Annotated in this window: 22 protein-coding genes; 2 read left to right on the top strand and 20 right to left on the bottom strand. The window is 52.4% G+C overall.

The genetic code is table 11. The features are described 5' to 3' along the window. Nucleotides 1-127: 127 nt before the first annotated feature. Together map and glnD are read left to right on the top strand one after the other, a co-directional pair. Nucleotides 128-895 carry a type I methionyl aminopeptidase gene (gene map, locus NHAL_RS11950; protein WP_013033399.1) on the top strand — a complete coding sequence of 256 codons (768 nt, stop codon included), beginning with the start codon at nucleotides 128-130 and terminating at the stop codon, nucleotides 893-895. A gap of 23 nt (nucleotides 896-918) precedes the next feature. After that, nucleotides 919-3,606, top strand: coding sequence for a [protein-PII] uridylyltransferase (glnD, locus tag NHAL_RS11945; RefSeq protein WP_013033398.1), 2,688 nt, complete (start codon nucleotides 919-921; stop codon nucleotides 3,604-3,606). Between the two features lie 131 nt (nucleotides 3,607-3,737). Here the strand turns inward: glnD and NHAL_RS11940 are convergent, their stop codons facing one another. The 20 genes from NHAL_RS11940 to NHAL_RS11845 all read right to left on the bottom strand — a co-directional run bounded on the left by NHAL_RS11940 (nucleotide 3,738) and on the right by NHAL_RS11845 (nucleotide 24,663). Further along, nucleotides 3,738-4,229, bottom strand: a complete 492-nt coding sequence (locus NHAL_RS11940) for a phosphatidylglycerophosphatase A family protein (protein WP_013033397.1) — start codon at nucleotides 4,227-4,229, stop codon at nucleotides 3,738-3,740. Between the two features lie 2 nt (nucleotides 4,230-4,231). Beyond that, complete coding sequence (gene thiL / locus NHAL_RS11935; protein ID WP_013033396.1) at nucleotides 4,232-5,191, bottom strand: thiamine-phosphate kinase; 960 nt, start codon at nucleotides 5,189-5,191, stop codon at nucleotides 4,232-4,234. 48 nt (nucleotides 5,192-5,239) lie between these two features. Further along, entirely contained in the window at nucleotides 5,240-5,692 is a 453-nt protein-coding gene (gene nusB / locus NHAL_RS11930) for a transcription antitermination factor NusB (protein ID WP_013033395.1), read from the bottom strand. Continuing rightward, the gene (gene ribH / locus NHAL_RS11925) at nucleotides 5,689-6,186 is read right to left on the bottom strand and encodes a 6,7-dimethyl-8-ribityllumazine synthase (protein ID WP_013033394.1); all 498 of its coding nucleotides are present in this window, start codon (nucleotides 6,184-6,186) and stop codon (nucleotides 5,689-5,691) included. Before ribH ends, nusB begins: the two co-directional genes overlap by 4 nt. Before the next feature lie 150 nt (nucleotides 6,187-6,336). Then, nucleotides 6,337-7,677 (bottom strand): 23S rRNA (uracil(1939)-C(5))-methyltransferase RlmD, encoded by a 1,341-nt coding sequence (rlmD, locus tag NHAL_RS11920; RefSeq protein ID WP_013033393.1) that lies wholly within the window; start codon nucleotides 7,675-7,677, stop codon nucleotides 6,337-6,339. 79 nt (nucleotides 7,678-7,756) lie between these two features. Then, a complete protein-coding gene (locus NHAL_RS11915; protein ID WP_013033392.1) occupies nucleotides 7,757-8,524 on the bottom strand; it encodes a 3'-5' exonuclease in 768 nt (255 codons plus the stop codon). Between the two features lie 11 nt (nucleotides 8,525-8,535). Continuing rightward, nucleotides 8,536-9,144 carry a YdbL family probable chaperone protein gene (locus NHAL_RS11910; protein WP_013033391.1) on the bottom strand — a complete coding sequence of 203 codons (609 nt, stop codon included), beginning with the start codon at nucleotides 9,142-9,144 and terminating at the stop codon, nucleotides 8,536-8,538. Between the two features lie 7 nt (nucleotides 9,145-9,151). Beyond that, nucleotides 9,152-11,161 carry a hypothetical protein gene (locus tag NHAL_RS11905; RefSeq protein WP_013033390.1) on the bottom strand — a complete coding sequence of 670 codons (2,010 nt, stop codon included), beginning with the start codon at nucleotides 11,159-11,161 and terminating at the stop codon, nucleotides 9,152-9,154. A gap of 124 nt (nucleotides 11,162-11,285) precedes the next feature. Then, entirely contained in the window at nucleotides 11,286-12,185 is a 900-nt protein-coding gene (cysM, locus tag NHAL_RS11900; protein ID WP_013033389.1) for a cysteine synthase CysM, read from the bottom strand. A 116-nt stretch (nucleotides 12,186-12,301) separates the two neighbouring features. Then, nucleotides 12,302-12,721: a holo-ACP synthase gene (gene acpS / locus NHAL_RS11895; RefSeq protein WP_013033388.1), complete on the bottom strand. Its 420-nt coding sequence runs from the start codon at nucleotides 12,719-12,721 to the stop codon at nucleotides 12,302-12,304. Continuing rightward, nucleotides 12,718-13,458, bottom strand: coding sequence for a pyridoxine 5'-phosphate synthase (gene pdxJ / locus NHAL_RS11890; protein WP_013033387.1), 741 nt, complete (start codon nucleotides 13,456-13,458; stop codon nucleotides 12,718-12,720). Before pdxJ ends, acpS begins: the two co-directional genes overlap by 4 nt. Continuing rightward, on the bottom strand, nucleotides 13,445-14,194 hold the full coding sequence (gene recO / locus NHAL_RS11885; protein WP_013033386.1) for a DNA repair protein RecO: 750 nt from the start codon (nucleotides 14,192-14,194) through the stop codon (nucleotides 13,445-13,447). The genes pdxJ and recO overlap by 14 nt, the downstream gene beginning before the upstream one ends. Nucleotides 14,195-14,201: 7 nt before the next feature. Further along, nucleotides 14,202-15,704 (bottom strand): lysine--tRNA ligase, encoded by a 1,503-nt coding sequence (lysS, locus tag NHAL_RS11880; protein WP_013033385.1) that lies wholly within the window; start codon nucleotides 15,702-15,704, stop codon nucleotides 14,202-14,204. Nucleotides 15,705-15,779: 75 nt separating this feature from the next. After that, nucleotides 15,780-16,878 (bottom strand): peptide chain release factor 2 gene (gene prfB / locus NHAL_RS11875; RefSeq protein ID WP_013033384.1). Its coding sequence is split into 2 segments (ribosomal slippage): nucleotides 15,780-16,802 and nucleotides 16,804-16,878, totalling 1,098 coding nucleotides; the frame shifts between segments, so codons are not numbered across the junction. Nucleotides 16,879-17,019: 141 nt separating this feature from the next. Continuing rightward, nucleotides 17,020-17,736 carry a peptidoglycan DD-metalloendopeptidase family protein gene (locus NHAL_RS11870; protein ID WP_013033383.1) on the bottom strand — a complete coding sequence of 239 codons (717 nt, stop codon included), beginning with the start codon at nucleotides 17,734-17,736 and terminating at the stop codon, nucleotides 17,020-17,022. Nucleotides 17,737-17,895: 159 nt separating this feature from the next. After that, nucleotides 17,896-18,474 carry a YqaA family protein gene (locus NHAL_RS11865; RefSeq protein ID WP_013033382.1) on the bottom strand — a complete coding sequence of 193 codons (579 nt, stop codon included), beginning with the start codon at nucleotides 18,472-18,474 and terminating at the stop codon, nucleotides 17,896-17,898. Further along, nucleotides 18,474-19,133, bottom strand: coding sequence for a protein-L-isoaspartate(D-aspartate) O-methyltransferase (locus NHAL_RS11860; protein ID WP_013033381.1), 660 nt, complete (start codon nucleotides 19,131-19,133; stop codon nucleotides 18,474-18,476). Before NHAL_RS11860 ends, NHAL_RS11865 begins: the two co-directional genes overlap by 1 nt. Continuing rightward, nucleotides 19,130-19,885, bottom strand: coding sequence for a 5'/3'-nucleotidase SurE (surE, locus tag NHAL_RS11855; RefSeq protein ID WP_013033380.1), 756 nt, complete (start codon nucleotides 19,883-19,885; stop codon nucleotides 19,130-19,132). Before surE ends, NHAL_RS11860 begins: the two co-directional genes overlap by 4 nt. A gap of 273 nt (nucleotides 19,886-20,158) precedes the next feature. After that, the gene (gene fdhF / locus NHAL_RS11850) at nucleotides 20,159-22,969 is read right to left on the bottom strand and encodes a formate dehydrogenase subunit alpha (protein ID WP_013033379.1); all 2,811 of its coding nucleotides are present in this window, start codon (nucleotides 22,967-22,969) and stop codon (nucleotides 20,159-20,161) included. Continuing rightward, nucleotides 22,969-24,663 (bottom strand): NAD(P)H-dependent oxidoreductase subunit E, encoded by a 1,695-nt coding sequence (locus NHAL_RS11845; protein ID WP_013033378.1) that lies wholly within the window; start codon nucleotides 24,661-24,663, stop codon nucleotides 22,969-22,971. The genes fdhF and NHAL_RS11845 overlap by 1 nt, the downstream gene beginning before the upstream one ends. Nucleotides 24,664-24,692: the final 29 nt, after the last annotated feature.

The following is a 24,692-nucleotide window of genomic DNA, read 5'->3' as shown; positions in this document are numbered from 1 at the left end:
GCTTTAAAAGCGCCGGATTTATACCATAAAGTACCCTACTGGGACAATGGCAGAACCCTATCCTTTGGCCTCTGTCTAAAGTCTAGGAAACTAAATTTTCTTAAAAATTACATAGCATTAAAACCCTATGCCAGTCACTATCAAAACTTCAGAGGAAATTGAAAAAATGCGGGTCGCCGGCCGTCTTGCCGCCGATGTCCTCCATATGATCCACCCTCACGTGAAACCTGGAGTCACCACCGAGGAGTTGGATGCCCTCTGCCATGATTATATTGTTAACGTACAAAAAGCTATTCCCGCTCCTCTCAACTATCATGGCTTTCCAAAATCCATTTGTACTTCAGTCAACCACGTCGTCTGCCATGGCATTCCCAACAAAAAGCGGCTAAAAAAAGGGGATATCGTTAATATCGATATCACTGTGATCAAGGACGGCTACCATGGTGATACCAGCAAAATGTTCTTCGTCGGGGAACCTAGCATCATTGGCAAGCGAGTATCCCAAGTCAGTTATGAATGTATGTGCATTGGCATCGAGATGGTAAAGCCGGGCATCCATTTAGGAGATATTGGTCATGCCATCCAAGCCCATGCCGAGGCTAATAATTTCTCTATTGTGCGGGAATTTTGCGGGCATGGTATTGGCCGTGCTTTCCATGAAGATCCTCAAGTACTCCACTATGGTACCCCTGGCACCAAGCTTAGGTTGGAACCTGGCATGACCTTTACCATTGAACCGATGGTCAATGCGGGTAAACGCCATGTAAAACTCCTACCGGATAAGTGGACAGTCGTCACTAAAGATCACAGCCCCTCAGCCCAATGGGAACATACGATATTGGTCACCGATGATGGTTTCGAGGTGCTTACGGTCAGACCTGGAGATAACCTCTAGGCCAGCCAACTCGATTCCTCAGCGTGCCAAATCTCACGGGAAATTGCAGCCAACCTGACGCCTTATTCGATCCCGGCGCTTTTGCTGATTGGGTTGATACCAGCGAGAATCCCTTACCCCTACTCCGTTCTTTCCTTAAAGACGGCATCGAAACGCTTAAACAACGCTTTCTGGTGGGGATTCCCGCCACTGAGCTACTCCCGCTCCATGCTTGGCTGGTGGATCAAATTCTCATCCAGGCTTGCCGACTTCATACCAAAAAATGCGCTGAGCAGGTCGCTTTAATTGCTGTCGGAGGTTATGGAAGAGGTACGCTGCACCCCTATTCCGACATTGATATCCTCCTGCTACTGGCGGACGAAACCGACTCTGTTTTACAAGAGGCCATCGGCCACTTTATTTCTTTATTATGGGATATCGGCTTGGAAGTGGGGCATAGCGTGCGCACGGTGGAGGAGTGCCAGGAAGCCGCTCGCAAGGATCTTGTATTTATTACTAGCTTGATGGAAGCTCGCTTGCTCTTTGGACCCGAACACCTATTCAAGCGCTTGCAGGTGGCTATCGCTCCAGAGCAAATGTGGGGCAGCCGCCAGTTTTTTCTCGCCAAGCGGGCCGAACAGGCCACGCGCCACCATAGATATCATGATACCGCCTATAACCTTGAGCCCAATATCAAGGAAGGTCCTGGTGGGCTGCGCGATATTCAGATGATCCAGTGGGTATCGAAGCGCTATTTCAATACGTGGTCCTTTGATAGCCTTCTCCAACATGGGTTTTTGACCCCCTTAGAGCGAAAAGAACTGTTAGAAAGCCAAGACTTTTTTTGGCAACTTCGCTATGGTCTGCACACTTTGACGGGGCGCAAGGAAGATCGCCTCTTATTCGACTATCAAATCGCGCTTGCCAAACAACTTGGTTACCGCGCTCAAGGCCCACACTTGGCAGTCGAGCAGCTCATGAAAGATTATTACCGAACCGCTGGGAACATAGGGCGTCTCAACGAAATGCTGTTGCAGTTGTTCGAGGAAGAGATTCTGTTGGTGAATGAGAAAGTGGATATTCGCCCTATTAATAAACGCTTTCAGATTCGCAATAAATTTCTAGAGGTCACTGACCCCCAAGTATTCAAACACACTCCTTCTGCTCTGCTGGAAGTTTTCCTCTTGCTCCAACGACACCCTGAATTAAAAGGGGTACGGGCTTCCACCGTCCGCCTTATCCGAGAACATTGCTATCTGATTGACGATAACTTTCGGGCGGATTCGTCTAACCGCAACCTGTTTATGGAGATTATTCGCCAACCCCGGGGCATCACTCACGAGCTCCGGCGCATGAACAAATATGGCGTGCTCGGAGCCTATCTTCCTGCCTTCGGTAAAATTGTTGGGCAAATGCAATATGACATGTTTCATGCATATACGGTTGATGAGCACACGTTGTTCCTCATCCGTAATCTGCGACGCTTTGCCCTCCCCCAATATGCCCATGAATTTCCCTTGTGTTCAGAAGTATTTCAACGGATTTCTAAACCTAAACTGCTCTATTTAGCCGGTCTCTTCCATGACATTGCCAAGGGGCGTGGCGGCGATCACAGTGAGCTTGGAGCCAAGGATGCCTTAGAATTTTGCCTCCACCACGGCCTCAGCCACTACGATTCCCGCTTCGTCGCCTGGCTAGTGAGTCATCACCTGCTAATGTCCATGACAGCTCAACGGCAGGATATTAACGATCCGGAAGTGGTACGCGAATTCGCTATTAAAGTCAGCGATGAGATGCACTTGAACTACCTTTATTTATTGACGGTGGCGGATATCCGGGCGACCAACCCCAACCTTTGGAATAGCTGGAAAGACGCCCTTCTGAGCAAACTTTACACGGCCACTCACCAAGCATTGCGGCGGGGGTTGGAACACCCCATCGATAAAGCCGAACGGATCCGCGATGTTCAAGACGAGGCACGGCAAGCATTATTAAAAAACGGTTGGACTGAACAAAAGCTTGATGCCCTCTGGAAACAGATTGATGCAGACTATTTTCTGCGACATACGCCCAATGAGATCTGCTGGCACATTGAGGCTCTCGACCAGGCAGAACCCTCCAACGGGGCACCGCGAGTTTTAGTGCGCCCCCATAATCGGGAGGCTGATACGGCTGATACCATGGAAGTATTTATCTACGCCAGAGCCCATGCGCTTACCTTTACTGTCACTACGGGAACTATGGCCCAACTGGACCTGGATGTTTTGGATGCCCGGATCATTACCACCTGTCATGGCTTCGTCTTGGAAAGCTTTATTGTCCGCGAGGCAACCGCCGCTAGTACCAAAATCGATCTGGAATTTCGCTTACGGGAAATCCAAGAGACCCTTACCCGCCGGCTAACCGAACCTGATCAGGTGCCTTCCCACCGCTCTAGATTTATACCGCGAAGATTAAAGGTATTTAAATTTCCCACCAGAATAACTTTTACCGAGGATTGCCGTAATTGCTGCACCGTAATGGAGTTGACCACCAATAATTGGCCTGGGCTACTTTCCCGGATTAGCCAAGCCCTAGCTAACTGCCAGGTGCAACTGGTGAACGCCAAAATCACTACCTTAGGAACCCAAGTCGTTGATGTCTTTTTTATTTGCAACCAGGAAGATCAACCTTTAACCCCGCAACAGCAACAACAGCTAGAGAACACCATACACACCTATCTAGAGCGCTAGCCTCAAATGGTCACAACACCAAGACGGGAAAGAAGGGGGCCATAAGCGGTTTCCATTTAGATGGAATTCCATTGGATTTGGGTCTAATTTAAATGGGGAATGCCATCAATGGGTTCAGCACAGCAGGGAGGTTAGCCCATCCATGCCTTGAAACCCGCCAGCACCAGGGCGGCAAAAATGCCCGCTACTACGTCATCCAACATGATCCCTAAGCCCCCTGAAAGTCGACGGTCAAGCACCCGAATCGGCCAAGGCTTCCAAATGTCAAACAAACGAAAAAGGATAAACCCCCCGAGTATCCACCCCCAGCCGCTAGGTGCTGCCGTCATGGTTACCAAGAAACCCACGAATTCATCCCAAACAACACCTGAGGGGTCTTTAATCTCCAAATCCCTTGCCGTCACTTGGCAGACCCAAACACCCACCAGAAACAAGGCCAACACCAACAACAGATACTCCATCAGGGGCCAATCTTGAATCCACCAATAAAGAGGTAACGCCGGTAAAGTCCCTAGAGTGCCAGGAGCGATAGGGGAAAGGCCAAAACCAAAGCCAAAAGCAAGAAAATGGACAGGATTGGCCAATAAGTGACGTAAGTCAATTTTTGAAATATTTTGAGCCATAATCAAAAGTGACAATACCCTTGATGTTTGGGAATAAATGGAGTGCCATCCTGGAGGCGGCAGCGTAAGCCTAGCTCCTCCTCAATTGTCCCAATCAGGGTACAAGGACAACCTAGGGCCGACAATACTGCTTGGATTGGGCCATGGGATTCGGCAGGTGCGGTGACACACAGCTCGTAGTCATCGCCTGCCGCAAGGGCTAAGTTCCAAGCTTGGGTGGGCTCAAGAGAGGACTGAAGAGATTCTGAAAGCGGTAAAGACTCCATTTCAATCACTGCGCCGACACCACTGCGTTCCAGGATATGCCCCAGGTCCGCTGCGAGACCATCTGAAATATCAATGGCCGCACGAGCCAAAGGACGCAGAGCCAAGGCCTCACGGACCCGGGGTTGTGGCCAATCCAGTCGATGCTCGACGTAGCGCAAAACTTCCGGTGTTAACGGGAGCTCTCCCAACCGTGCCTGAAGAGCAAGCCCAGAATCGCCCACAGCCCCGGTCACGTAGACTCTATCCCCTGGGCGCGCCCCATCACGCCTTAAGGCTTTACCCTGAGGAACAAAACCATGTAGCTGCAAAGTGACCGTCAACGGCCCCCGAGTGGTATCCCCCCCTACCAATTGCACGCCATAGCTTCCAGCAAGCCCGCTTAACCCCTGGGCAAACCGGGCCAACCAGGCTCTATCGGCTTCTGGGAGAGTGAGCGCCAAAGTTGCCCAAGCTGGCTCTGCCCCCATAGCCGCCAGATCGCTCAGTCCCACCGCCAGAGCCTTATGCCCTAGGGCCGCTGGATCCACTTCAGCAGCAAAATGCACCCCGGCCACTAAAGTATCTATAGAAACCGCAAGTTCATAGCCTGGCGGGACAGTCAACAGGGCACAATCGTCACCCACCGCCAAAATGACATCTTCCCGTTGCCGAGTACAATCGGCAAAGAATTCCTCGATTAGGGCAAACTCATTCACAGCCTAAGGCTATCAGAAAATCTAAATAGGCGCACAACACAACCCAAACTACCGCTGGGTTTGCAGCCGCCGTCTTGAAGCTTGAGCTTGAAATTCAATAGCACGAACTTTGCGAGCTACTTTATCAAGAATGCCATTGACATAACGATGACCATGCTCAGCCCCAAAGCGCTTGGCCAGTTCAATGGCTTCGTTTAACACGACCCGATAGGGAATATCGGAGCGAAAAAGCAACTCAAAAGCCCCTATCCTCAAAATAGTGCATTCCACTGGATCCACTTCGTTAATAGGCCGATCCAGAAATGGCCCGAGACACTCATCTAACGCCTGTTGCTGTTGGGGTACCCCTTGGAGCAACTCTTGGAAATAAGCTTGATCAATACCCCGCGTGCCTTGGAAGATGAATCCAACATCGATCGTGTCCACATCCTGTCCCGTCAACTGCCACTGGTAAAGGCCCTGCAGCGCTGCCGCCCGAGCCTTAGAACGATTATTACTCACACCATTTCGCCCTTCGAGCTATGAATTTGCCGCAATACATTGACCATCTCAATCACAGAAAGTGCGGCCTCCACCCCCTTGTTCCCCGCTTTAGTACCTGCCCGCTCGATGGCCTGCTCAATGGTGTCCACAGTTAACACACCAAAACCGATAGGCAAGCCATGCTGCAGCGAAACCGATCCCAGCCCCTTGCTGCACTCCCCCGCGACATAGTCAAAATGGGGAGTAGCTCCCCGGATGACCGTCCCTAAAGCCACTAAAGCATCAAATCCACCTCGCTGAGCCATGGCCTGTATTGCCAACGGCAACTCAAATGCTCCCGGAACCCGAACGATTTCAATATCCTTGGAGGCCACTCCATGTCGCAGTAAGGTATCTACGGTTCCCTCCAGCAAACTGGCGACGATAAATTCATTAAACCGGGCAGCAGCAATGCCGACCCGTAGATTCCGGGTAGCATAATCTCCAGTAATGGTTTTGATGTTATTCCTCATAAATCCTCCGCAAGGAAACCCACGACTTCAGTCGAGGGAGGAATTGCGCTATATTTCTGTTCATCTGATATTAGTCAGGAGTCATTTACGCCGCTCTCTGCCCCCCTCTATATATTGTACTGGTCACTTCCTCCTAGGATACCCTATTCCTCAGTTCTTCCTTGCCTGTTCAAACAGAGCAATGGTTTCCACATGGGGGGTATGAGGGAACATATCCATCACCCCCGCATAGCGCAAATGATAGCCTTGCCGGTTCACCAATTCCCCCGCATCCCGGGCAAGGGTAGCAGGATTACAGGAAACATAGACGATTCGTTGCACCTGCAGTGCCGACATTTGCTGGACTGCGGTCAATGCTCCGCTTCGCGGCGGATCTAACACTGCTTTAGAAAAACCATTTTGAGCCCAAGCATGGCGAACCCAATCCAGCTCATTGAGATCAGCCACTTCAAAATTAACATTTCCCAACTGATTATGCTTTGCATTAGCCGTTGCCCGAGCAACTAGCCCCGCACTGCCCTCTACCCCCACCACCTCAGCCCCTGAACTTGCCAATGGCAGGGTAAAGTTACCCACTCCACAGAATAGGTCTAACACTCGATCATGGGACTTAAGCTCCAGTAGCGCCAGAACCTGTTGAACCATTTTGCTATTCACCTCCCTGTTTACCTGCATAAAATCGGTAGGCAGGAAGACCATTTCCAGATTCTCGAACTGGGAGTAACTTAGCTCCGCACTTTCAGGCCACAGCAAGCACAATGTCTCTATCCCTCCTCCTTGGAGGTAAATCTGCAAACCATGGGCCCGGCCAAAATCCGCTAGCTGCTCCATATCCGCTGTAGTCAGGGGCACTAGATGACGAAACACCAAACCTGTGGCATTATCACCGACTGCTACCTCGATCTGGGGAATACGATCATAGCAACTTAAAGAAGCGATAAGTTCCCCGAGTTCTGGCAACAGCAATCCAACCGACGGGTGCAGCACCTCACAACACTCAAGCGCTGCAATCAAACGTCCCCCTTTTTCCCGAAAACCGACGAGGACACGATCCTTCTTTTTGACGAACTTGACTCCTAGCCGCGCCTTCCGGCGATATCCCCAATCAGTTCCCGTCAAAGGGGTTAGCCACTGCTCGGGTTCAACCCCACCAAAGTGGCGAAATTGTTCTGTTAAGGTCTCTTGCTTGAGCTGCAACTGGGCTCCGGGACTCAAATGTTGCAAGCTACAACCACCACAGACTCCAAAGTGGCGGCAACGCGGCTCCACCCGAGTTGGTGCCGGCTGCAATACTTCTAGCAAGCGGCCTTCATCGAATTTACTGCGCCGACGCACATAATGAAACAGGACTTTTTCACCCGGTAGAGTCCCATCGATGAAAACCGTCTTACCATCGATGCGGGCGACACCGCGACCTTCATGGGTCAAAGCCTCGATGGAGCCAATCTGGGGCTCTTGGGAGAGCCTTTTCCGTTTAGGATGCTGTACCATTGCAGAGATGGAAAAAGAAAAAATCCAGAGACCTAGGGGATGAAACCGTTTTCCGGTCACCCATCAGTTTATAGGAGGTTTAGTTCCAGAGGCGCAAAAATTCCGAGAAATGGGCTTTGCTCTCAGCCCCGATCACATCTCGTACCAATTGACATTCCTGCTGATAGGCAGCTGGATCAAGGCGTCCTCGTATGAGCTCAAAACGCAAGAAAATAAGATAAGTATTCAGGACATCAGTTTCGCAATAGTTACGAATAGCCTCTAGCTCCCCCTTTTGAAACAAATCCCACACCTTCGTCCCGCTCATCCCCATCTTACCGGAAAAACCGAGTAGTGTGGCAATTTCATCCAAAGGGGCTGCAGCCCGGCTTTGATAGCCAGAGAGCACATCCATCAGATCTAAGTGACGCTGATGGTAGCGGCTGAGATAGTTATTCCAACGAAAACTTTGGTCCTCATCACCAATTTCCCAATAACGCGGCCCTGGAATGCCATGGAATAGGGCGCGATAATGTATCACAGGGAGATCAAAAGCGCTCCCATTCCAGGACACCAGGGTGGGCACAAATTTTTCAACGCCATCAAAGAAACGCTGCACCAGTTCTTCCTCCGGGGAAGAGGAATCACCCAATGACCAGACCTTAAACCTGTCCTGGGAGCGGAGTGCTACAGAAATCGCGACGATGCGGTGCAGATGTAAACGCAGAAAATCCCCCCCCGTCTCCTGGCGGCGCTTAGAAAACATGATTTCGGCCACAGCAGCCGCATCCAGATCCCCTAAATCATACAGGCGGCGTGCGCCTTCCACATCCGGAACGGTCTCAATATCAAAAACAAAAACGTTCATTAATTATCTTGCTAGCGCTTTTGCACCCATTGCCCTTGGGCATTCTGATACCACCAACCCGGGGGTGCCTTTTGGATCCAACGACGGGCAAAAGTACCTCGAAGTTGGGCTTCCCACTCAGGATGGCCATTAGCCCGGGCAATCTCTCGATAAAGAGCATTGCGATCATTGTTTTCGGCGGCAATCAATTGGTTGACCCTCGTTCGGTCCTTGAGGGGGATCCCTTGAGCCTCCCGTATCGCCACCAAACCATCATGAGTCAGCCCAATAGCGCCGCTTTGGAAATAAGGTCTAAGCTGATGGTGGCGCCGCTCCATAGAAGCGGTCAGGCGTTCAATGGCGGGGCTTGAAATATCCAGATTTGGTTCAGCCGCCGCCGCCGGAGTCAACAAAAAATCAAGTAACCGGCTCCAAGCAGAAGGTGGGGGGGGTGCCGCGCTCTCTTGCTCAGCAGGGGGGGGCGGTGCCGCTGGCGTGGTGGCATCCTGCTCCCACACATCCTCGATGATCCTATCCGCCGCCTTTTCTGCCGCGGCTGCAGGAAAATAAATATTGATAGTGACGCAGGCAGCTAATCCAACGACCATCACCAAACTCCACCAACGTAGCAGCTTAATCATTCTGTTCTCACTTTTGTTCCGTGACCGAACCGCTTGCTGAAGTCACTCTTTTCAACCGCTTAACTAGCACCGGCCAGTCCACCTGACGGGTATAACCGATAACATCAATGCGGGGAAGGCCGCCGCCGCGCACAATGTAATAGCCCCCATTGGCAGGCCCCAGGCCTCCCATCCTACAAATCTGGCGAAGCAGGCGGCAACTCAAGCCGATCTTGTCATAGGAAAAATCTTTAAAAAATTTTAGAAAACCTCGGGAAACCAGACCACTGGCACCTCCACCTAGCCGCGAGAGGCTATCCACCGCTTGCTGACTGATACGATGTCGCGAGGGATCATTTTCCGGAGTTGCAAATTTTGCGTCGAATTGGACTGGCTGCCAGTTCGCCAGACGAAGTCCCCGTATCTGACCGCTGATCTGACCTTCAATTTTACCAAAGGCAAAAGTTTGGGTCATGGTTTCCAAGTCTAGGCGATTAATATCAATATCCGCTTCAAGTTGCGGCAATACTCCCAAGGGATCTTCTAAGCGCAGATTCTGAGCCACAATCGTACCGTCAAATAGCCGCACCATCAAAGCACCTCCCACTTCCATGACCCCCTCCCGGTAACGAACTCGGGGAATGACTCCAGATAATTTCCCGGCGAGGACTGGCCAATCCAGGGCCTGGCTGAGTTTCTCCATGGAGAGGGGACTTAAAACCCCCTCCAACTCCCAATGGGCTAAGGGGATACCCGGATTTTTTAGGACAAAATCATCCATTAGCAAATAGCCATCAAGCACGGGTAACTTTAACGGCTGCCTCAGCCTTAACCCATTCTTTTTGCTTTCAGCAATTAGCCGCGCCTTACCCAGTTTCAAAGCGTAGAGGTGACCTTCCTGCCAATCCAGCTCTGTCATCAGTGGAGTGGCGTGAGTACTCCAGCCAAATTGCCCATCAAGGCCCCCAATACTGAACCGTCCCTGTTGGTCAACCATATCCACCCCGTGGAAAAAGGCTTTCAGCAACCACCCGTCAGGAAAGAGATATTCCACAACAAAGGCCAGGCGGCCACCGCTTTCCAGATCCCCCAAGGCCGTCCCCACTAAAAAAGGTTCCAACCAGTGTTGATACAAAGCGGGCATTGGGACCTGTGTCACCTGAACCCGGGCTTTAGTGATTCTTTGCTGGACCAACTGGAGGGACCCTTTGGCCTCCATGACCCCGGTTTGCTTCAGGCTGAATCGGGGGATTTCCCACTGTCCGTCAACCTCTCCTTGCCCTAGTGCCATATCGACATGGATGGGGGTTTCCGAGAAAGCAAAATACAAGGGATGAAAATAGGCTTCACCGCCATTGAGCACCATCTCAGCGGTCATCTCCCAACCACTTTCAGCATTTTTCCCCTTAAGTTGAACTCTGCCGGCCACCGCCTCCCCCACCTGGAGGGCCTTTGCATCAGAAAAACCAAGTTCATCAAACTGGACTCCAAGATTGACCTTATGCAGAAACTTGCCTTGCCCGGCTAATTTCATCTCTAATCCCAGCGTTCCCCTTAAGGAGAATGCCGAGGGCCAGGCTCCAGATGGCAATCCCCATGGAGCCAAGAGATCAAGTACATGGGCTAGGTTGAGAGACTGTCCAGAAAGGGATAACTGCCATTGTCCTTGCTCAAAGCGTCCAGAGATCACTGCGGAGCCGCCGGCCAATCTCAGTGCCTTGAACTCAAAGGAAAGCGTCTCAGTCACCCAATGATAACTCAAATTAAATGGGCTACTTCGAGCAGAGAATTTTTCACTAATGAAACTGGCCACTCCCTCTTGGCACTGAAAATGGGAAGCGGTCCATTCAATACGCCCACAGCGGATGTCCACTTGGTGCAGAATATCCAAGGGAGGCGGAAGTAACAGACGGTTGACATGAAGCCGGAGCGAGCGCCCGCCAGCAGCGTGGAACTGAAGATTAGCCCCAACCTGTTCTGCCCGCCAGCCAGCCTCGCCAAGATAGCCAATCGGGATGGTCAGTTTATCAACCGCCACAGCGCCCCCAGCGAAGAACCAACCAAGACCCAACAGTGTCCACCGCCAAGGGGTGTTAAGGAAGCCCAAAAGCCTAGCGGAGAAAAGCACACTAGGGAATGGGAAGAAGCGCCAACCTCTCTTCTTAGTGAGGAAACACCGGGGTAGAAAGATAACGATCGCCCCGATCACAAATAATTACCACAATCGTACTATGGCTGACTTCTTGGTCCAGACGAAGGGCTGCTGCAACGGCTCCCCCGGAAGAAATGCCAGCAAAAATCCCTTCCTTCGCGGCCAATCGCCGAGTAGTTTCTTCCGCCTCCTGTTGAGAAACATCAATAATCCGGTCGACTGCCCTGGGATCGTAGATCTTAGGCAAGTAGGCCTCTGGCCAACGGCGGATCCCGGGAATGCTCGCCCCTTCCGTGGGTTGGACACCAATAATTTGGACTGCCGGATTTTGGGCCTTGAGATAACGAGAGACTCCCATAATCGTGCCGGTGGTGCCCATGGAACTGACAAAGTGGGTGACCGTGCCGCCGGTCTCTTCCCAAATCTCGGGACCCGTTCCCTCATAATGGGCACGGGGATTGTCGGGATTAGCAAATTGGTCCAACACCCGGCCCTTCCCTTCAGCTTGCATAGCTAAAGCCAAGTCCCGGGCCCCTTCCATCCCTTCCTGTGGCGACACCAAGATAATCTCAGCCCCAAAGGCTTTCATCACTGCCTGCCGCTCTACACTCATGTTCTCTGGCATGATCAAGCGCATCCGGTAGTTCTTGGTGGCAGCAATCATGGCAAGGGCAATGCCGGTGTTCCCGCTGGTCGCTTCCACCAGAGTATCTCCTGGCTTAATCTCCCCCCGCTGTTCCGCATGCCGAATCATACTCAAGGCCGGTCGGTCCTTCACTGAGCCGGCAGGATTGTTCCCTTCGAGTTTCACTAAAAGGGTGTTGCTGGTCTTACCTGGTAGGCGTTGCAACCTTACCAAGGGGGTACGGCCAACAAAATCTTCAATAGTAGGATAATTTATCCTCGCCATATGCACTCCCCTATAAGTTGGCGGCGGACCCCAATGGTGCCCGGAGGGGAGACGGGGGATTGCTCATCCCTATTCCTCTAACCCGTAGCTCTATCACGATTACCCCAGTATTAGATTTAGCCCCTATCCGGATTTGGAATCGATTCCAGGTTGCCTCCCGCTACCAGCAATGTGACAAAGGCCACCGCGTAATCCTTTTCATCGGCCAGACTGAGCAGCGCACGACCGATACCTAAGATCTGAACCAGTTCGTGAGCTCGGCCCTGCCATATTAAGAAGGGTTGTCCCCGCTCAGTATGGCCCACCCCAATATGGCAAGGCCGCAAACCACTCCCAAAACCCGTGCCTAGAGCTTTGGCTGCGGCCTCCTTAGCCGCAAAATGCTTGGCCAGAAAAGACGCCGGCTGTTTACTTACGCCAAATTCTTTAAACTCATCCCCGGTAAGGATACGCCGGGGAAATCGCTCACCATGGCGTTCAAGCAGGGCAACTATCCGGGAAACCTGGACAATGTCAGTGCCAATCCCAAAAATCACCCGCGGGCCTCTCTCATCAGGCGTTTCATCTCCCTGACCGCCGCCTGCATCCCGGTAAACAGAGCACGAGCAATAATGGCATGACCAATATTGAGTTCGACAATTTCCGGAATCGCCGCAATGGCAGCTACATTCTGGTAGTTCAGTCCATGTCCCGCATTGACCTGGAGACCGGCTTCTCGCCCTTGTCTCACTGCCTCGACAATCCGCTGAAATTCTTTTTGCCGACTCCGTTCATCCTCGGCATCAGCAAAATGGCCGGTATGAATCTCAATGACCGGCGCTGCAGCTTGGGCGGCGGCCTCCACTTGATAAGGATCAGCATCAATAAACAAGGAGACCCTGATTCCCGCCTCCTTCAGGCGAGCGCAGGCCTCAGTGATACGCCCCAATTGGCCGGCCACCTCCAATCCTCCCTCCGTGGTCAATTCCTCCCGCCGTTCTGGTACCAGACAACAGTCTTTGGGGCCATATTTCTCAGCAATCGCCAACATCTCTTCGGTAACCGCCATCTCTAGATTCATCTTGCTAAGCAAAATATTGCTTAGCAAGGCCACATCCCGCTCCTGAATATGGCGGCGATCCTCCCGCAGATGGAGAGTAATTCCCTCCGCCCCCGCCTGTTCAGCTTCAATGGCGGCTTGGATCGGATCAGGATAACGGGTCCCCCGAGCCTGGCGCAGAGTCGCCACGTGGTCAATATTGACGCCGAGCAAAATAGCGTTACTTGCAGTCATGGGCTTTCATCTTTCTGCTTGCTTTACCTAATTGCCGTAATTCCTCCAACAGAGCCCGGCTTTTTAGGGGCTTATCCCCTAGCTGAAAGGCTAGTAACCACCGTAGCAGCTGCTTAGCCTCGTGCAGACTCACAGGATCCGCCAACTCTCCCCGGGCCAAAGCCTGCAAAGTACGTCCTCGGACCTTCATCCCTCCCAAATCTTCCGATTGGAATCGCTGCGGGCCTTTCTCTAATTGATAACTATACCATTGCTCCGCGTCTATCGGCCGATGGGTATCGGCTTCATGTGTTAAGGTTAGCCCATACCCCAAGTAGGTCAGCAAATCTCGTTCAAACAAGCGCAAAGCCTGCTGCCGCTGCTGGGAATTAGCCAGCGGCGGGAGTGAATGGGCATACACTGAAAATAGGGCTTCAAAAGGATCACGGCGCGGTAGCAGGCGCAACAGCAGCTCGTTAAGATAAAAGGCGCAGACCAATCCTTCTCCCGTCAAGGCGGGTCCCCTACCCGCTGCCTCCGCTCCAGTCAGAGTCACCAAATCACTCCGACCTACCCAAGAAAGCAACAAAGGACAAAATGGTTGTAATAAACCAATGGCTTTGGAACGCCGTTGCCTCACTCCTTTGGCAACCAATCCGACCCGCCCATAATCCTGAGTGAAAATTTCGACTAGGGCGCTGGTCTCCCGATAAGGGCGTAGATGAAGAACATAGGCAGGCTGAAGGTCAACCCTCATCCTCAATCTAGGATTTTGCTAGCTTCTCCCGCGGCCGCATATGGGGGAATAACAAGACATCACGGATAGAAGGGGAGTCGGTCAATAACATCACCAGGCGGTCGATACCAATACCCTCTCCCGCCGTGGGCGGCATGCCATATTCCAAGGCCTGAATATAGTCCATATCAAAATGCATTGCCTCCTGATCACCCGCTTCCCGGTCTTGTAATTGGGCCCGGAAACGTTCGGCCTGGTCTTCGGCATCATTCAGCTCAGAAAAACCATTGGCGATTTCCCACCCGCCAACAAAAAATTCGAACCGATCGGCTACCAAGGGATCCGTTTCATTGCGCCGCGCCAAAGGCGAGACCTCTGTAGGATAAGCAGTGATAAAAGTGGGGTTTTTAAGTCTAGACTCCACAGTCTTCTCAAAGATCTCAAGCTGTATCTTGCCCAGGCCATAACTTTCCCGAAGGGGAATGTCGAGATGCTCGGCTACACGACGGGCAGCGGGAAGGGTTTCCAAATCCGCGGGGAAGATATCGGGATTGAACGAGAGAATGGACTCTTTGAGACTCATCCGGGTAAAAGGGCTGCCAAAATCATAAGTTTCGCCCTGATAGGTAATTTCGGTCGAACCGAGCACCGTCTGCGCCAAGTCCCTCATCATGGCCTCGGTGAGATCCATCAGATCTTCATAGGTGGCGTAGGCCTGATAAAACTCCAGCATCGTAAACTCCGGATTATGGCGGGCGGAAAGCCCTTCGTTCCGAAAATTACGATTGATCTCGAACACCTTTTCAAACCCCCCCACTACGAGGCGCTTAAGATAAAGCTCTGGAGCGATCCGTAAAAACAGCTCCATATCCAGCGTATTGTGGTAGGTAATAAAAGGCCGAGCCACAGCGCCACCGGGAATTGCCTGCATCATAGGCGTTTCCACTTCGAGAAACCCCTTATCCCCTAAATAACGCCGTATCCGATCGATAATATAACTACGCCGACGAAAAGTTTCTCGGGTCACCTCATTCATGATGAGATCGAGATAACGCTGCCGATAGCGGGTTTCTTGGTCCGCCAAGCCATGAAATTTCTCAGGCAAAGGACGTAAGGATTTGGTCAACAGCCGCAACCCATCGACCCGGACGGAAAGCTCACCGCTGTTGGTCTTCATGAGCACACCTTCGGCCCCTACAATATCCCCAATATCCCAACGCTTGAATTCCCGATAACCTTCTTCCGGTAGCTGGTCGCGGCGGATATAAAGCTGGATTCGCCCCGACATGTCCTGAATATGGGCAAAGCTTGCCTTCCCCATAATCCGCCGGGTCATCATGCGGCCAGCCACTTTGACCCGCAAGGGCCGTTTCTCCAGTTCCTCTGCACTTCTATGGTGATATTCCGCCTGCAGCTCACCGGCCATCACATTGCGCCGAAAGTTATTGGGAAAGGGATTCTCCCGCGCACGAAGTTCAGCCAATTTTGCCCGCCGCTGGGCAATCAGCTCGCTCTCTTCCTGTTCAACCATCTCGTCTCTATACAGAATATTTTCTTGTTTCAACCCGGCTCAACACCCTACTTAAAGAATTATCTTTACAAGCAACTAGAGCCCACTTTTGAGACTCGCCTCGATAAATAGATCCAAATCCCCATCCAATACTGCTTGGGTATTACCCATTTCAACCCCTGTGCGGAGGTCTTTGATGCGGGACTGATCTAAGACATAGCTCCGAATCTGGCTGCCCCAACCAATATCCGCTTTCGCCTCCTCCGCTGCCTGTTTCTCCGCTTGGCGCTTGCGCATCTCCAGTTCATATAACTTGGCGCGAAGCTGAGCCATCCCATGGGCTTTATTCTGATGCTGGGACCGTTCACTTTGACACTGAACGACGATATTGGAGGGTAAGTGGGTAATCCTCACCGCCGAGTCGGTCCGGTTAACATGCTGCCCGCCGGCACCGGCGGCCCGATAGGTATCGATACGTAAATCCGCCGGATTGATCTCAATGTCTATCCTTTCATCCACTTCAGGATAGACAAATACCGAGGCAAACGAAGTGTGCCGACGATTACCCGAGTCAAAGGGTGATTTCCGCACTAAGCGGTGTACCCCGGTTTCAGTTCGCAACCAACCAAAGGCGTATTCCCCCTCAAAACGAATAGTGGCACTTTTGATCCCGGCAACCTCGCCCGCAGAGACTTCAGTAAGCTCAGTTTTAAAACCATGCTTTTCCCCCCAACGCAGGTACATTCTCAGCAGCATATTGGCCCAATCTTGGGCCTCGGTACCCCCAGAGCCCGCTTGAATGTCCAAGTAGGCATTGTTAGGGTCCATTTCACCTGCAAACATGCGTTGGAATTCCAACTTTTCCAAACGCTGCTCCATCGTCTCTAGCTCAGCGCTTACTTCCCGGGCAGTGTCTTCATCCCCTTCCTCTACAGCAAGTTCAAACAATTCCTTGATTTGGCCAATTTCCTCACCCAACGCTGCTAAGGGACCCACTACGGCCTGCAACTGCGCCCGCTCTTGACCAAGCCGTTGCGCCCGCTCCGGTTCATTCCAAACGGAAGGGATGGCCAGCTCCCGCTCGACTTCCACTAACCGTTCTTGCTTTGCCGCGAAGTCAAAGATACCCCCTCAGGGCCTCCAAACGCCCTTTGAGGTTACTGGCCCGCTGCATTACGGCGCCCTGTTCTATCATGGCTGACACCCTTTAATTACGGATTAAACAAAAGAAAAGCCGCTCATTATTTTCAAATTATACCTGAAACAGGAAAATTCACCCGAATATGGCGCTAGAAATTTAGGGCAGCAAGGGGAATGAAGTAAGATTTCAGAAGCCCTATTTAGGCAAATAGCGCAAGGGATCCACGGGCCGGCCCTGGTGGCGAATCTCAAAATGGAGTTTAACTCGGTCAGTTCCGCTGCGTCCCATTTCAGCGATCTTCTGCCCGCCTTTCACTAACTCGCCCTCCTTGCTGATTAATAACTGATTATGGGCATAAGCGCTAAGAAAATTATTATCGTGTTTAACGATAATCAGTTTCCCATAACGTGGCAACCCCATTCCGCTATAAACCACCTTGCCATCCGCCGCGGCGACTATGGGCTGGCCTAACCGGCCTGTAATCTCCACTCCCTTGCGCCCGGATTCCTTATGGGAAAACTGCCGAATGACTTCCCCCTCGGTAGGCCAATACCAACGAATACCTTGAACTGTCTTCGCGGTTCTCTCAGATGTTGATACCTTTGCCTCAGTCAATGGAGGCGAAGCTGCTAATTTAACCTTGGCCTTTTTATCATCAACTGCCTTTTTCGGCTTAGAGGTTGAAGCAGCGGATTGACCCTTAGAAGCCCCCTTAGAAGGGGAGGTCAGACGTAATTTCTGTCCCACATAGATGGTGTAGGGAGGGCGAATTTTATTCCAATGGGCTAGTGTGCGGTAGTGCACCCCATATCTCCAGCCAATGGAATACAGCGTATCTCCCTTCCTCACAATATAATAGGATGGACGAGGACCCAAGTGGGGAACAGCGCCAAGATGATGGACAGGAGCCATTCTCCCACCGCCGCTGCAGGCCCCAAGAAAAACTGTCATTGTCAAGGCCAGTAAAAAACGCACTGAAACAGACCCACAGTAGTCAAGGCTTCAAGAACAAAAGCCAAAGCCTCTTCTGGAGTACGATAGCATGCTACTTTTTATTTCATTGGCCACGGATTACCTTGACAAAAGCAAGTAACCTACAATCGCAATCACCACAGCCCCCCAGCCCATGACATCAACATATTTCCGAAGTGCAACTTCCATCCGGACCCCTCCCCAGCGCATTAAAGTTGCCACTAAAAAAAACCGAGTCCCCCGACCGGCTAGAGAAGCTAAAATAAAAGGGAGAAGTGGCATGGCCACCACTCCAGCAGCAATCGTGAATACTTTGTAAGGGATGGGAGAAAAACCGGCCAGAAGCACGGCCCATCCCCCCCAATTCTCAAACCAGAGGCGGGCCTTCAAATAGGCATCCCAATAGTCCAATTGGTGCAATAAAGGCTCCACTAGGCTAAAAGCTAACGCCCCGATACCATACCCTAGCAATCCTCCAAGCACCGATGCCACAGTGGTGAGCATGGCATAATGCCAAGCCCGATTGGGACACGCTAAGGACATAGGTGCCAACATGACATCAGGGGGCACTACAAAAAAGGAAGACTCGGTAAAACTGACCAAAACCAACCAACGAGAGGCATGGCGATGCCGCGACCAGCCCATGGCCTTGTTATACAACACAGAAAAAAATCGCATCAAATTTGCTCTCCTACGAGAGGCACAAAACTGACCCGCTCCAAGGTTTCTATTTCGAAATCGTCAGAGGTTCTAGTCACTAATATTAAGGATTGGGCCCCCTGCGCCCCTACCGGAATCACCATTCGCCCCCCTATAGCCAATTGTTTGAGTAATGACTGGGGTACCTCCATAGGCGCAGCGGTCACCAGTATACCTTGATAAGGCCCACAGGCTGGCCACCCCCAAAAACCATCGGCACATTTAAGTCGGATATTGGTGATCCCAAGGCGATTGAAGCGTCTTTGGGCCTGCATCAGCAGAGGCTTGATTCGTTCTACCGTATACACCAGCCCTGCTAAGTTCGCTAAAATTGCCGTTTGATAACCAGAGCCTGTACCCACCTCCAATACTTTCTGGAGCGGTCCTCCCGCAAGGAGTGACTCTGTCATACGCGCCACAATATAGGGCTGCGAGAGCGTTTGCCCAAAACCAATCGGGAGGGCCGTATCTTCATAGGCCCGACTTGAAAGCGCCTCATCCACAAAAATATGGCGAGGCGTCTTTTGTATTGCCTTGAGCACTTTAGGATCCCGGACACCCTCTTCACGCAACCGCTGGACCAGCCAGTCTCGGCTACGCTGAGAAGTCATCCCGGTGCCAAGCAAATTTTTTTTCATGGATTAGGGATTCGCCGCAGCCATCCAGCTACTTTGTCTAGGGCTTCATAACGAGTCAGATCCACTTGAATAGGGGTAATGGAAACTGCACCCTGGGCAATGGCATGAAAATCAGTACCCGGCCCCGCATCCTGACTCTCACCTGCCGGACCCACCCAATAAATGGGGCGCCCACGGGGGTCGGCACCTTTAATCACCGGCTCAGCCCGGTGCCGATGGCCTAAGCGTGTCGCTTCAAAACCCGTAATTTGGCTTCTAGGCAAATTGGGCACATTGACATTTAAGATGGTATCGGCAGGTAATGGATCTTCCATGAGCCTTGTGACCAGCCGACGCGCCACCCAGGCTGCAGTATCAAAATGCCCAGGCTCAGCAGAGGTCAAAGACACCGCAATGGCAGGCAGCCCCAGGAATCGTCCTTCCATGGCCGCGGCCACTGTGCCCGAGTAAATAACATCATCACCTAGGTTAGCTCCCCCGTTGACACCTGAAACAACCATGTCAGGCTCTTCTTCTAATAACCCGGTAATGCCTAGATGGACACAGTCAGTCGGGGTCCCTTCCACGCGATAAAAACCGTTCTCCCCAAGAGTTGCACGCAGCGGAGCATCCAAGGTGAGGGAATTGCTCGCACCACTCCGATCCCGGTCCGGTGCCACCACGATAACTTCTGCAATTTCGGCTAAACCATCGGCAAGCGCGCGGATTCCAGGAGCTAGGTAACCATCATCATTGCTAACGAGTATCCTCATTTTATTAGGAACACTATATTTTAGTTGCTAACCACTAAGGCACTCACTATCCGTCTTTTAATCGTAGGCGGATAAAGTCCCGCTCAAGATAATACTGGTCCAAATGAAACAGCTGGATTTTATCTTTCCTTAACCAAGGACACCATATCTCCGGGACCAAGTGGTACACCGAGAAATAGGCTACCCTTGCACCCTATTTAGCACCAGCAGGCATTAGAAATAAGCGAGGCGCCTGCGGGCGCCTCGTTGTCAATTTCCCAATGTTAACCAATTCTAGAGGGGAATACTTTGCTCTGTCTGACCGCCACCGTAACTGGAAAGACGGGGCGCTTGCCCACCCGCAGAGACCTTAATCGCACAGTATTTGAACTCTGGTATCTTAGCCACGGGATCCAATGCAGGATTGGAAAGCAAGTTGGCTGCCGCCTCATAGTAACAAAAGGCCATGAAAACCGCGTGCCTAGGTACCGCATCATCGGCCCTAGCCTCAAGAGTCACCTGGCCCCGCCGAGAAGCGAGCGTCACCCACCCCCCGGGCTTCACCCCCAATTCCTCTAAATCCAAGGGGTGGAGAGACGCTACCGCTTCTGGCTCAATTGCGTCAAGCACCGCAGCCCGACGGGTCATACTCCCCGTATGCCAATGCTCCAACTGCCGCCCGGTAATGAGGACCCATGGATATTCCTTATCAGGACGCTCATCAGGCGGTAAGATATCGGCAGGAACAAATTTACCCCGTCCACTGGAAGTCGGGAAGTTGTCAATAAAGACCACCGGCTCACCCGGATCCCCTTCTTGGCGGCAAGGATAGACCACCGCGCTTTCTCTTTCCAAACGCTCCCAGGTAATGCCCGCAATGCTTGGCATCGCCCGGCGCATCTCTGCAAATACCGTAGCCGGCCCCGAATAATTCCACTCAAGCCCTAGACGGCGGGCCATCTCTTGGATAATCCAGAGATCCTGGCGCGCTTCTCCCGGAGGGTTGATGGCCTGGCGCCCAAGCTGCACCCATCGGTCCGTATTGGTAAAAGTTCCCGTCTTTTCTGGATAGGCGGAAGCGGGTAATATCACATCGGCAAGATACGCCGTTTCGGTAAGAAAAATATCCTGCACCACTAAATGCTCCAGCTTAGCCAAGGCCTCCCGGGCATGGTGGGCATCGGGATCGGACATGGCCGGATTCTCACCTTCTATATACATCCCATGGAGTTTTCCGGCGGTAATAGCCTCCATCACTTCCACTACCGTCAGACCTGGCTGGGCATCTAGGGATGAGTCCCAAAGGGCTTCAAACTTGGCCTGGGCCTCGACGTTATCCACCCGTTGATAATCCGGAAACACCATGGGGATCAAGCCCGCATCAGAGGCTCCTTGCACATTGTTTTGACCCCGCAGGGGATGTAGGCCGGTACCTCGCCGACCAATTTGCCCCGTCATCAAAGCCAGTGAAATCAAACAGCGGGCATTGTCGGTGCCATAAGTATGTTGGGAAATCCCCATCCCCCAAAGGATCATGGAACCCTTGGAAGTGGCATAGAGACGAGCCACTTCCCTGAGAGTCTGGGCAGGAATCCCGCAAACGGGGGCCATCGCCTCCGGGCTATAGACCTGGAGGTGGCGTTTCATTTCCTCAAAGGCTTCTGTTCGTTCCGCGATAAATGACGGGTTTACCCAGCCCTCCTCAATAATTGTGTGCATCAACGCATTAAGCAGGGCCACATCAGTGCCCGGTTTGAACTGCAAAAAGTAAGTGGCATGGCGGACCAATTCGGAACGCCGAGGATCCATCACAATCAACCGAGTGCCTCGCTTGATGGCATTCTTGATCCAAGTCGCTCCCACCGGGTGATTAACCGTAGGGTTGGCGCCAATAAGAATAACCACTTGGGCCTGACCCACGTCCGCCACTGGATTAGAGACCGCCCCGGAACCGATACACTCCAACAAGGCCGCCACGGAGGAAGCATGGCATAGCCGGGTGCAATGGTCCACATTATTGGAGCCAAACCCCGTGCGCACTAGCTTCTGGAATAAATAGGCCTCCTCATTACTCCCTTTGGCAGAGCCAAAACCCGCCAGGGCCTTGGGGCCTTTCTCACCGCGGATTTTTTTCAACCCGGCAGCGGCAAACTCAAGGGCTTCTTCCCAGCTTGCCTCCCGAAATACCGTGTAGGGATTCGCCGGATCCATCACCAAATCAGCTGACTTGGGAGGAGCCTCTTGGCGGCGAATAAGGGGTTTGGTTAAGCGGTGGGGATGATGGACATAATCAAACCCATAGCGTCCCTTAACACACAAGCGGCCATGGTTGGCGGGACCATCCCGCCCCTCCACATAGAGAATCCGATTTTCCTTAATCTTGTAAGTAAGTTGACAACCCACTCCGCAATAGGGACAAACGGATTCTACCGCCTTATCCGATTGAATTAGACCAACCCCGCCAGCAGGCATGAGAGCGCCCGTAGGACAGGCTTGGACACACTCGCCACAGGCCACACAAGTACTCTCTCCCATGGGATCGCCCTGGTCAAAGACAATGGTTGAATGAGGTCCTCGGAAAGCATAGCCGATGACATCATTAACCTGCTCCTCACGGCAAGCTCGCACACAACGGGTACATTGGATACAAGCATCCAGATTCACCGCCATCGCCGGATGGGAGAGATCCGCCGGGGCTTGCTTGCGGGCAGAAAATCGCGGAGGTCCTAGCCTCAACTCCCGGGCCCAGTGATCCAGTTCCGAGTGGAGAGTATAAGCCTTCTCCGGCATATCCGAGAGCAACAATTCCAGCACCATTTTCTGGGAATGGCGGGCCCGCTGATTGTCCGTTTCCACCTCCATTCCTTCGCTGGGCTGACGACAACAGGAGGGGGCCAATACCCGTTCCCCTTTAATTTCCACCATGCAGGCGCGGCAATTACCATCAGGACGCATGCTTTCCTGGTAGCATAAATGGGGAATGAGAACCCCATTGCGCTTGGCGACCTGCAAAATAGTTTCTCCCGGCTGGGCGCTCATTTTTCTGCCATTCAGCTTAAATGAGATTAATTCTCCTTCCTGGAGCACTTCAGGATTAGCAGCCATCAGCCGACCTCCTCTGGAAAGTATTTCATGACACACCGCAGGGGATTAGGCGCGGCTTGCCCTAGACCGCAAATGGAGGCATCCGCCATGGCCTGGGCCAATTCCTCCAAAAGGGGCTGATCCCAGGTTGATACTTCCATGAGCTTAGAGGCCTTAGCCGTTCCAACTCGGCAGGGGGTACACTGGCCACAGGATTCATCTTCAAAAAACCGCATGGCATTTAAAGCCACCTCCCGGGCCCTGTCATGCTGAGAAAAGACGATAATGGCGGCCGAACCAATAAAACAGCCATAGGGTTGTAAAGTGTCGAAATCCAAAGGAATATCGCCCATGGAGGCAGGCAAGATGCCCCCCGAGGCACCTCCTGGGAAATACCCATAGAGCTCATGTCCCTCCAGCATCCCACCACAGTATTCCTCAATAAGCTCTTTGAGGGTAATGCCAGCCGGAGCCAAATGGACACCCGGCTTCTTGACCCGACCGCTTACCGAAAACGACCGCAGCCCCTGGCGTCCGTGACGCCCCTGGGAAGAAAACCAATCTGGCCCTTTCTCGACAATCTCTCGAACCCAATATAAAGTTTCCAGGTTATGTTCTAGGGTAGGGCGTCCAAACAATCCCACCTGAGCCACATAGGGGGGGCGCAACCGGGGCATACCCCGCTTGCCCTCAAGGGACTCGATCATGGCCGATTCCTCGCCACAGATATAGGCGCCAGCACCGCGCCTAAGGTGCAGTTGCGGGAGCTGGCAGGGGGGATCAGCATGCAATAAGGCCAATTCCCGCTCTAATAATTGCCGGCATCCCGCGTATTCATCCCGTAAATAAAGAAAAATTTCATCAATTCCTACCGCCCAAGCCGCAATTAAGGTCCCCTCCAGGAACCGATGGGGATCTCGCTCCAGATAGTAACGGTCCTTAAAGGTCCCTGGCTCGCCTTCATCAATATTGACTGCCATCAACCGGGGGGCCGGCTGCTGGCGGACGATCCGCCACTTGCGCCCCGCAGGAAAGCCAGCCCCACCCAGTCCCCGCAATCCCGACTCCTCCAGCATGGAGATAATACTTTCCGGATCCCGGCGGCCAGCCACACAATCTCGCCATAACTGGTAACCCCCTTGCTCGCAATACTCAGCATAGCTAAGAGAGGGGAATTGATCAGGACCACAGTGACCGGCTGCTACCGCAGCGACCACCTTATCGGCACTGGCGTGACCGATGGGATTCACGCCAACCACGGCCACAGGCGCCTGTTCACAACGCCCTACACAGGGAACTTTCTGGACCCGCACGCCTTCCCCCAAGACCGCTTTCAATTCGGCGATCAAAGTCTTGGCCCCCCCTATTTCGCAGGTCACCGAGTCGCAAACCCGAACGGTGAGAGGAGGAGGTGGAGACTCACCTTCTTTGATCACATCAAAATGGTGATAGAAGGTCGCCACTTCGTAAACTTCAGTTTGGGAAAGCTTTAATTCACGGGCGAGAGCAGCAATATGAGCTGCGGAGATATGATGATAGGTATCTTGAATTTGATGGAGAAATTCAATTAAAAGATCGGCTCGACGGGGGCTATCGCCAAGTAAAGCCCTTATTTCCTCAAGCGCTTTAAAATCAACCTGCCGCCCCTTAGGGGTAGGCCGTGCTTTACGAAGCGCTCGACCTTTTCTAAGTACGCTTACATCTTTTTTGCTCATGGGCCATGCCCCTTTGGACAGAATAACCT

The sequence above is a fragment of the Nitrosococcus halophilus Nc 4 genome (assembly GCF_000024725.1).
In the GTDB taxonomy this organism is placed as follows: Bacteria; Pseudomonadota; Gammaproteobacteria; order Nitrosococcales; family Nitrosococcaceae; genus Nitrosococcus; species Nitrosococcus halophilus.
The sequence above is the reverse complement of the archived record's forward strand: the minus strand, read 5'-3'. Positions and strand labels throughout refer to the sequence as shown.

Bases quoted from the DNA above. Each gene is read 5' to 3' on its own strand.
- map (WP_013033399.1), top strand. From the start codon at position 128: ATGCCAGTCACTATCAAAACTTCAGAGGAAATTGAAAAAATGCGGGTC.
- NHAL_RS11940 (WP_013033397.1), bottom strand. From the start codon at position 4,229: ATGGCTCAAAATATTTCAAAAATTGACTTACGTCACTTATTGGCCAAT.
- ribH (WP_013033394.1), bottom strand. From the start codon at position 6,186: ATGAGGAATAACATCAAAACCATTACTGGAGATTATGCTACCCGGAAT.
- rlmD (WP_013033393.1), bottom strand. From the start codon at position 7,677: ATGGTACAGCATCCTAAACGGAAAAGGCTCTCCCAAGAGCCCCAGATT.
- NHAL_RS11915 (WP_013033392.1), bottom strand. From the start codon at position 8,524: ATGAACGTTTTTGTTTTTGATATTGAGACCGTTCCGGATGTGGAAGGC.
- NHAL_RS11910 (WP_013033391.1), bottom strand. From the start codon at position 9,144: ATGATTAAGCTGCTACGTTGGTGGAGTTTGGTGATGGTCGTTGGATTA.
- cysM (WP_013033389.1), bottom strand. From the start codon at position 12,185: ATGGCGAGGATAAATTATCCTACTATTGAAGATTTTGTTGGCCGTACC.
- pdxJ (WP_013033387.1), bottom strand. From the start codon at position 13,458: ATGACTGCAAGTAACGCTATTTTGCTCGGCGTCAATATTGACCACGTG.
- recO (WP_013033386.1), bottom strand. From the start codon at position 14,194: ATGAGGGTTGACCTTCAGCCTGCCTATGTTCTTCATCTACGCCCTTAT.
- lysS (WP_013033385.1), bottom strand. From the start codon at position 15,704: ATGGTTGAACAGGAAGAGAGCGAGCTGATTGCCCAGCGGCGGGCAAAA.
- NHAL_RS11870 (WP_013033383.1), bottom strand. From the start codon at position 17,736: ATGGCTCCTGTCCATCATCTTGGCGCTGTTCCCCACTTGGGTCCTCGT.
- NHAL_RS11865 (WP_013033382.1), bottom strand. From the start codon at position 18,474: ATGCGATTTTTTTCTGTGTTGTATAACAAGGCCATGGGCTGGTCGCGG.
- NHAL_RS11860 (WP_013033381.1), bottom strand. From the start codon at position 19,133: ATGAAAAAAAATTTGCTTGGCACCGGGATGACTTCTCAGCGTAGCCGA.
- surE (WP_013033380.1), bottom strand. From the start codon at position 19,885: ATGAGGATACTCGTTAGCAATGATGATGGTTACCTAGCTCCTGGAATC.
- fdhF (WP_013033379.1), bottom strand. From the start codon at position 22,969: ATGGCTGCTAATCCTGAAGTGCTCCAGGAAGGAGAATTAATCTCATTT.
- NHAL_RS11845 (WP_013033378.1), bottom strand. From the start codon at position 24,663: ATGAGCAAAAAAGATGTAAGCGTACTTAGAAAAGGTCGAGCGCTTCGT.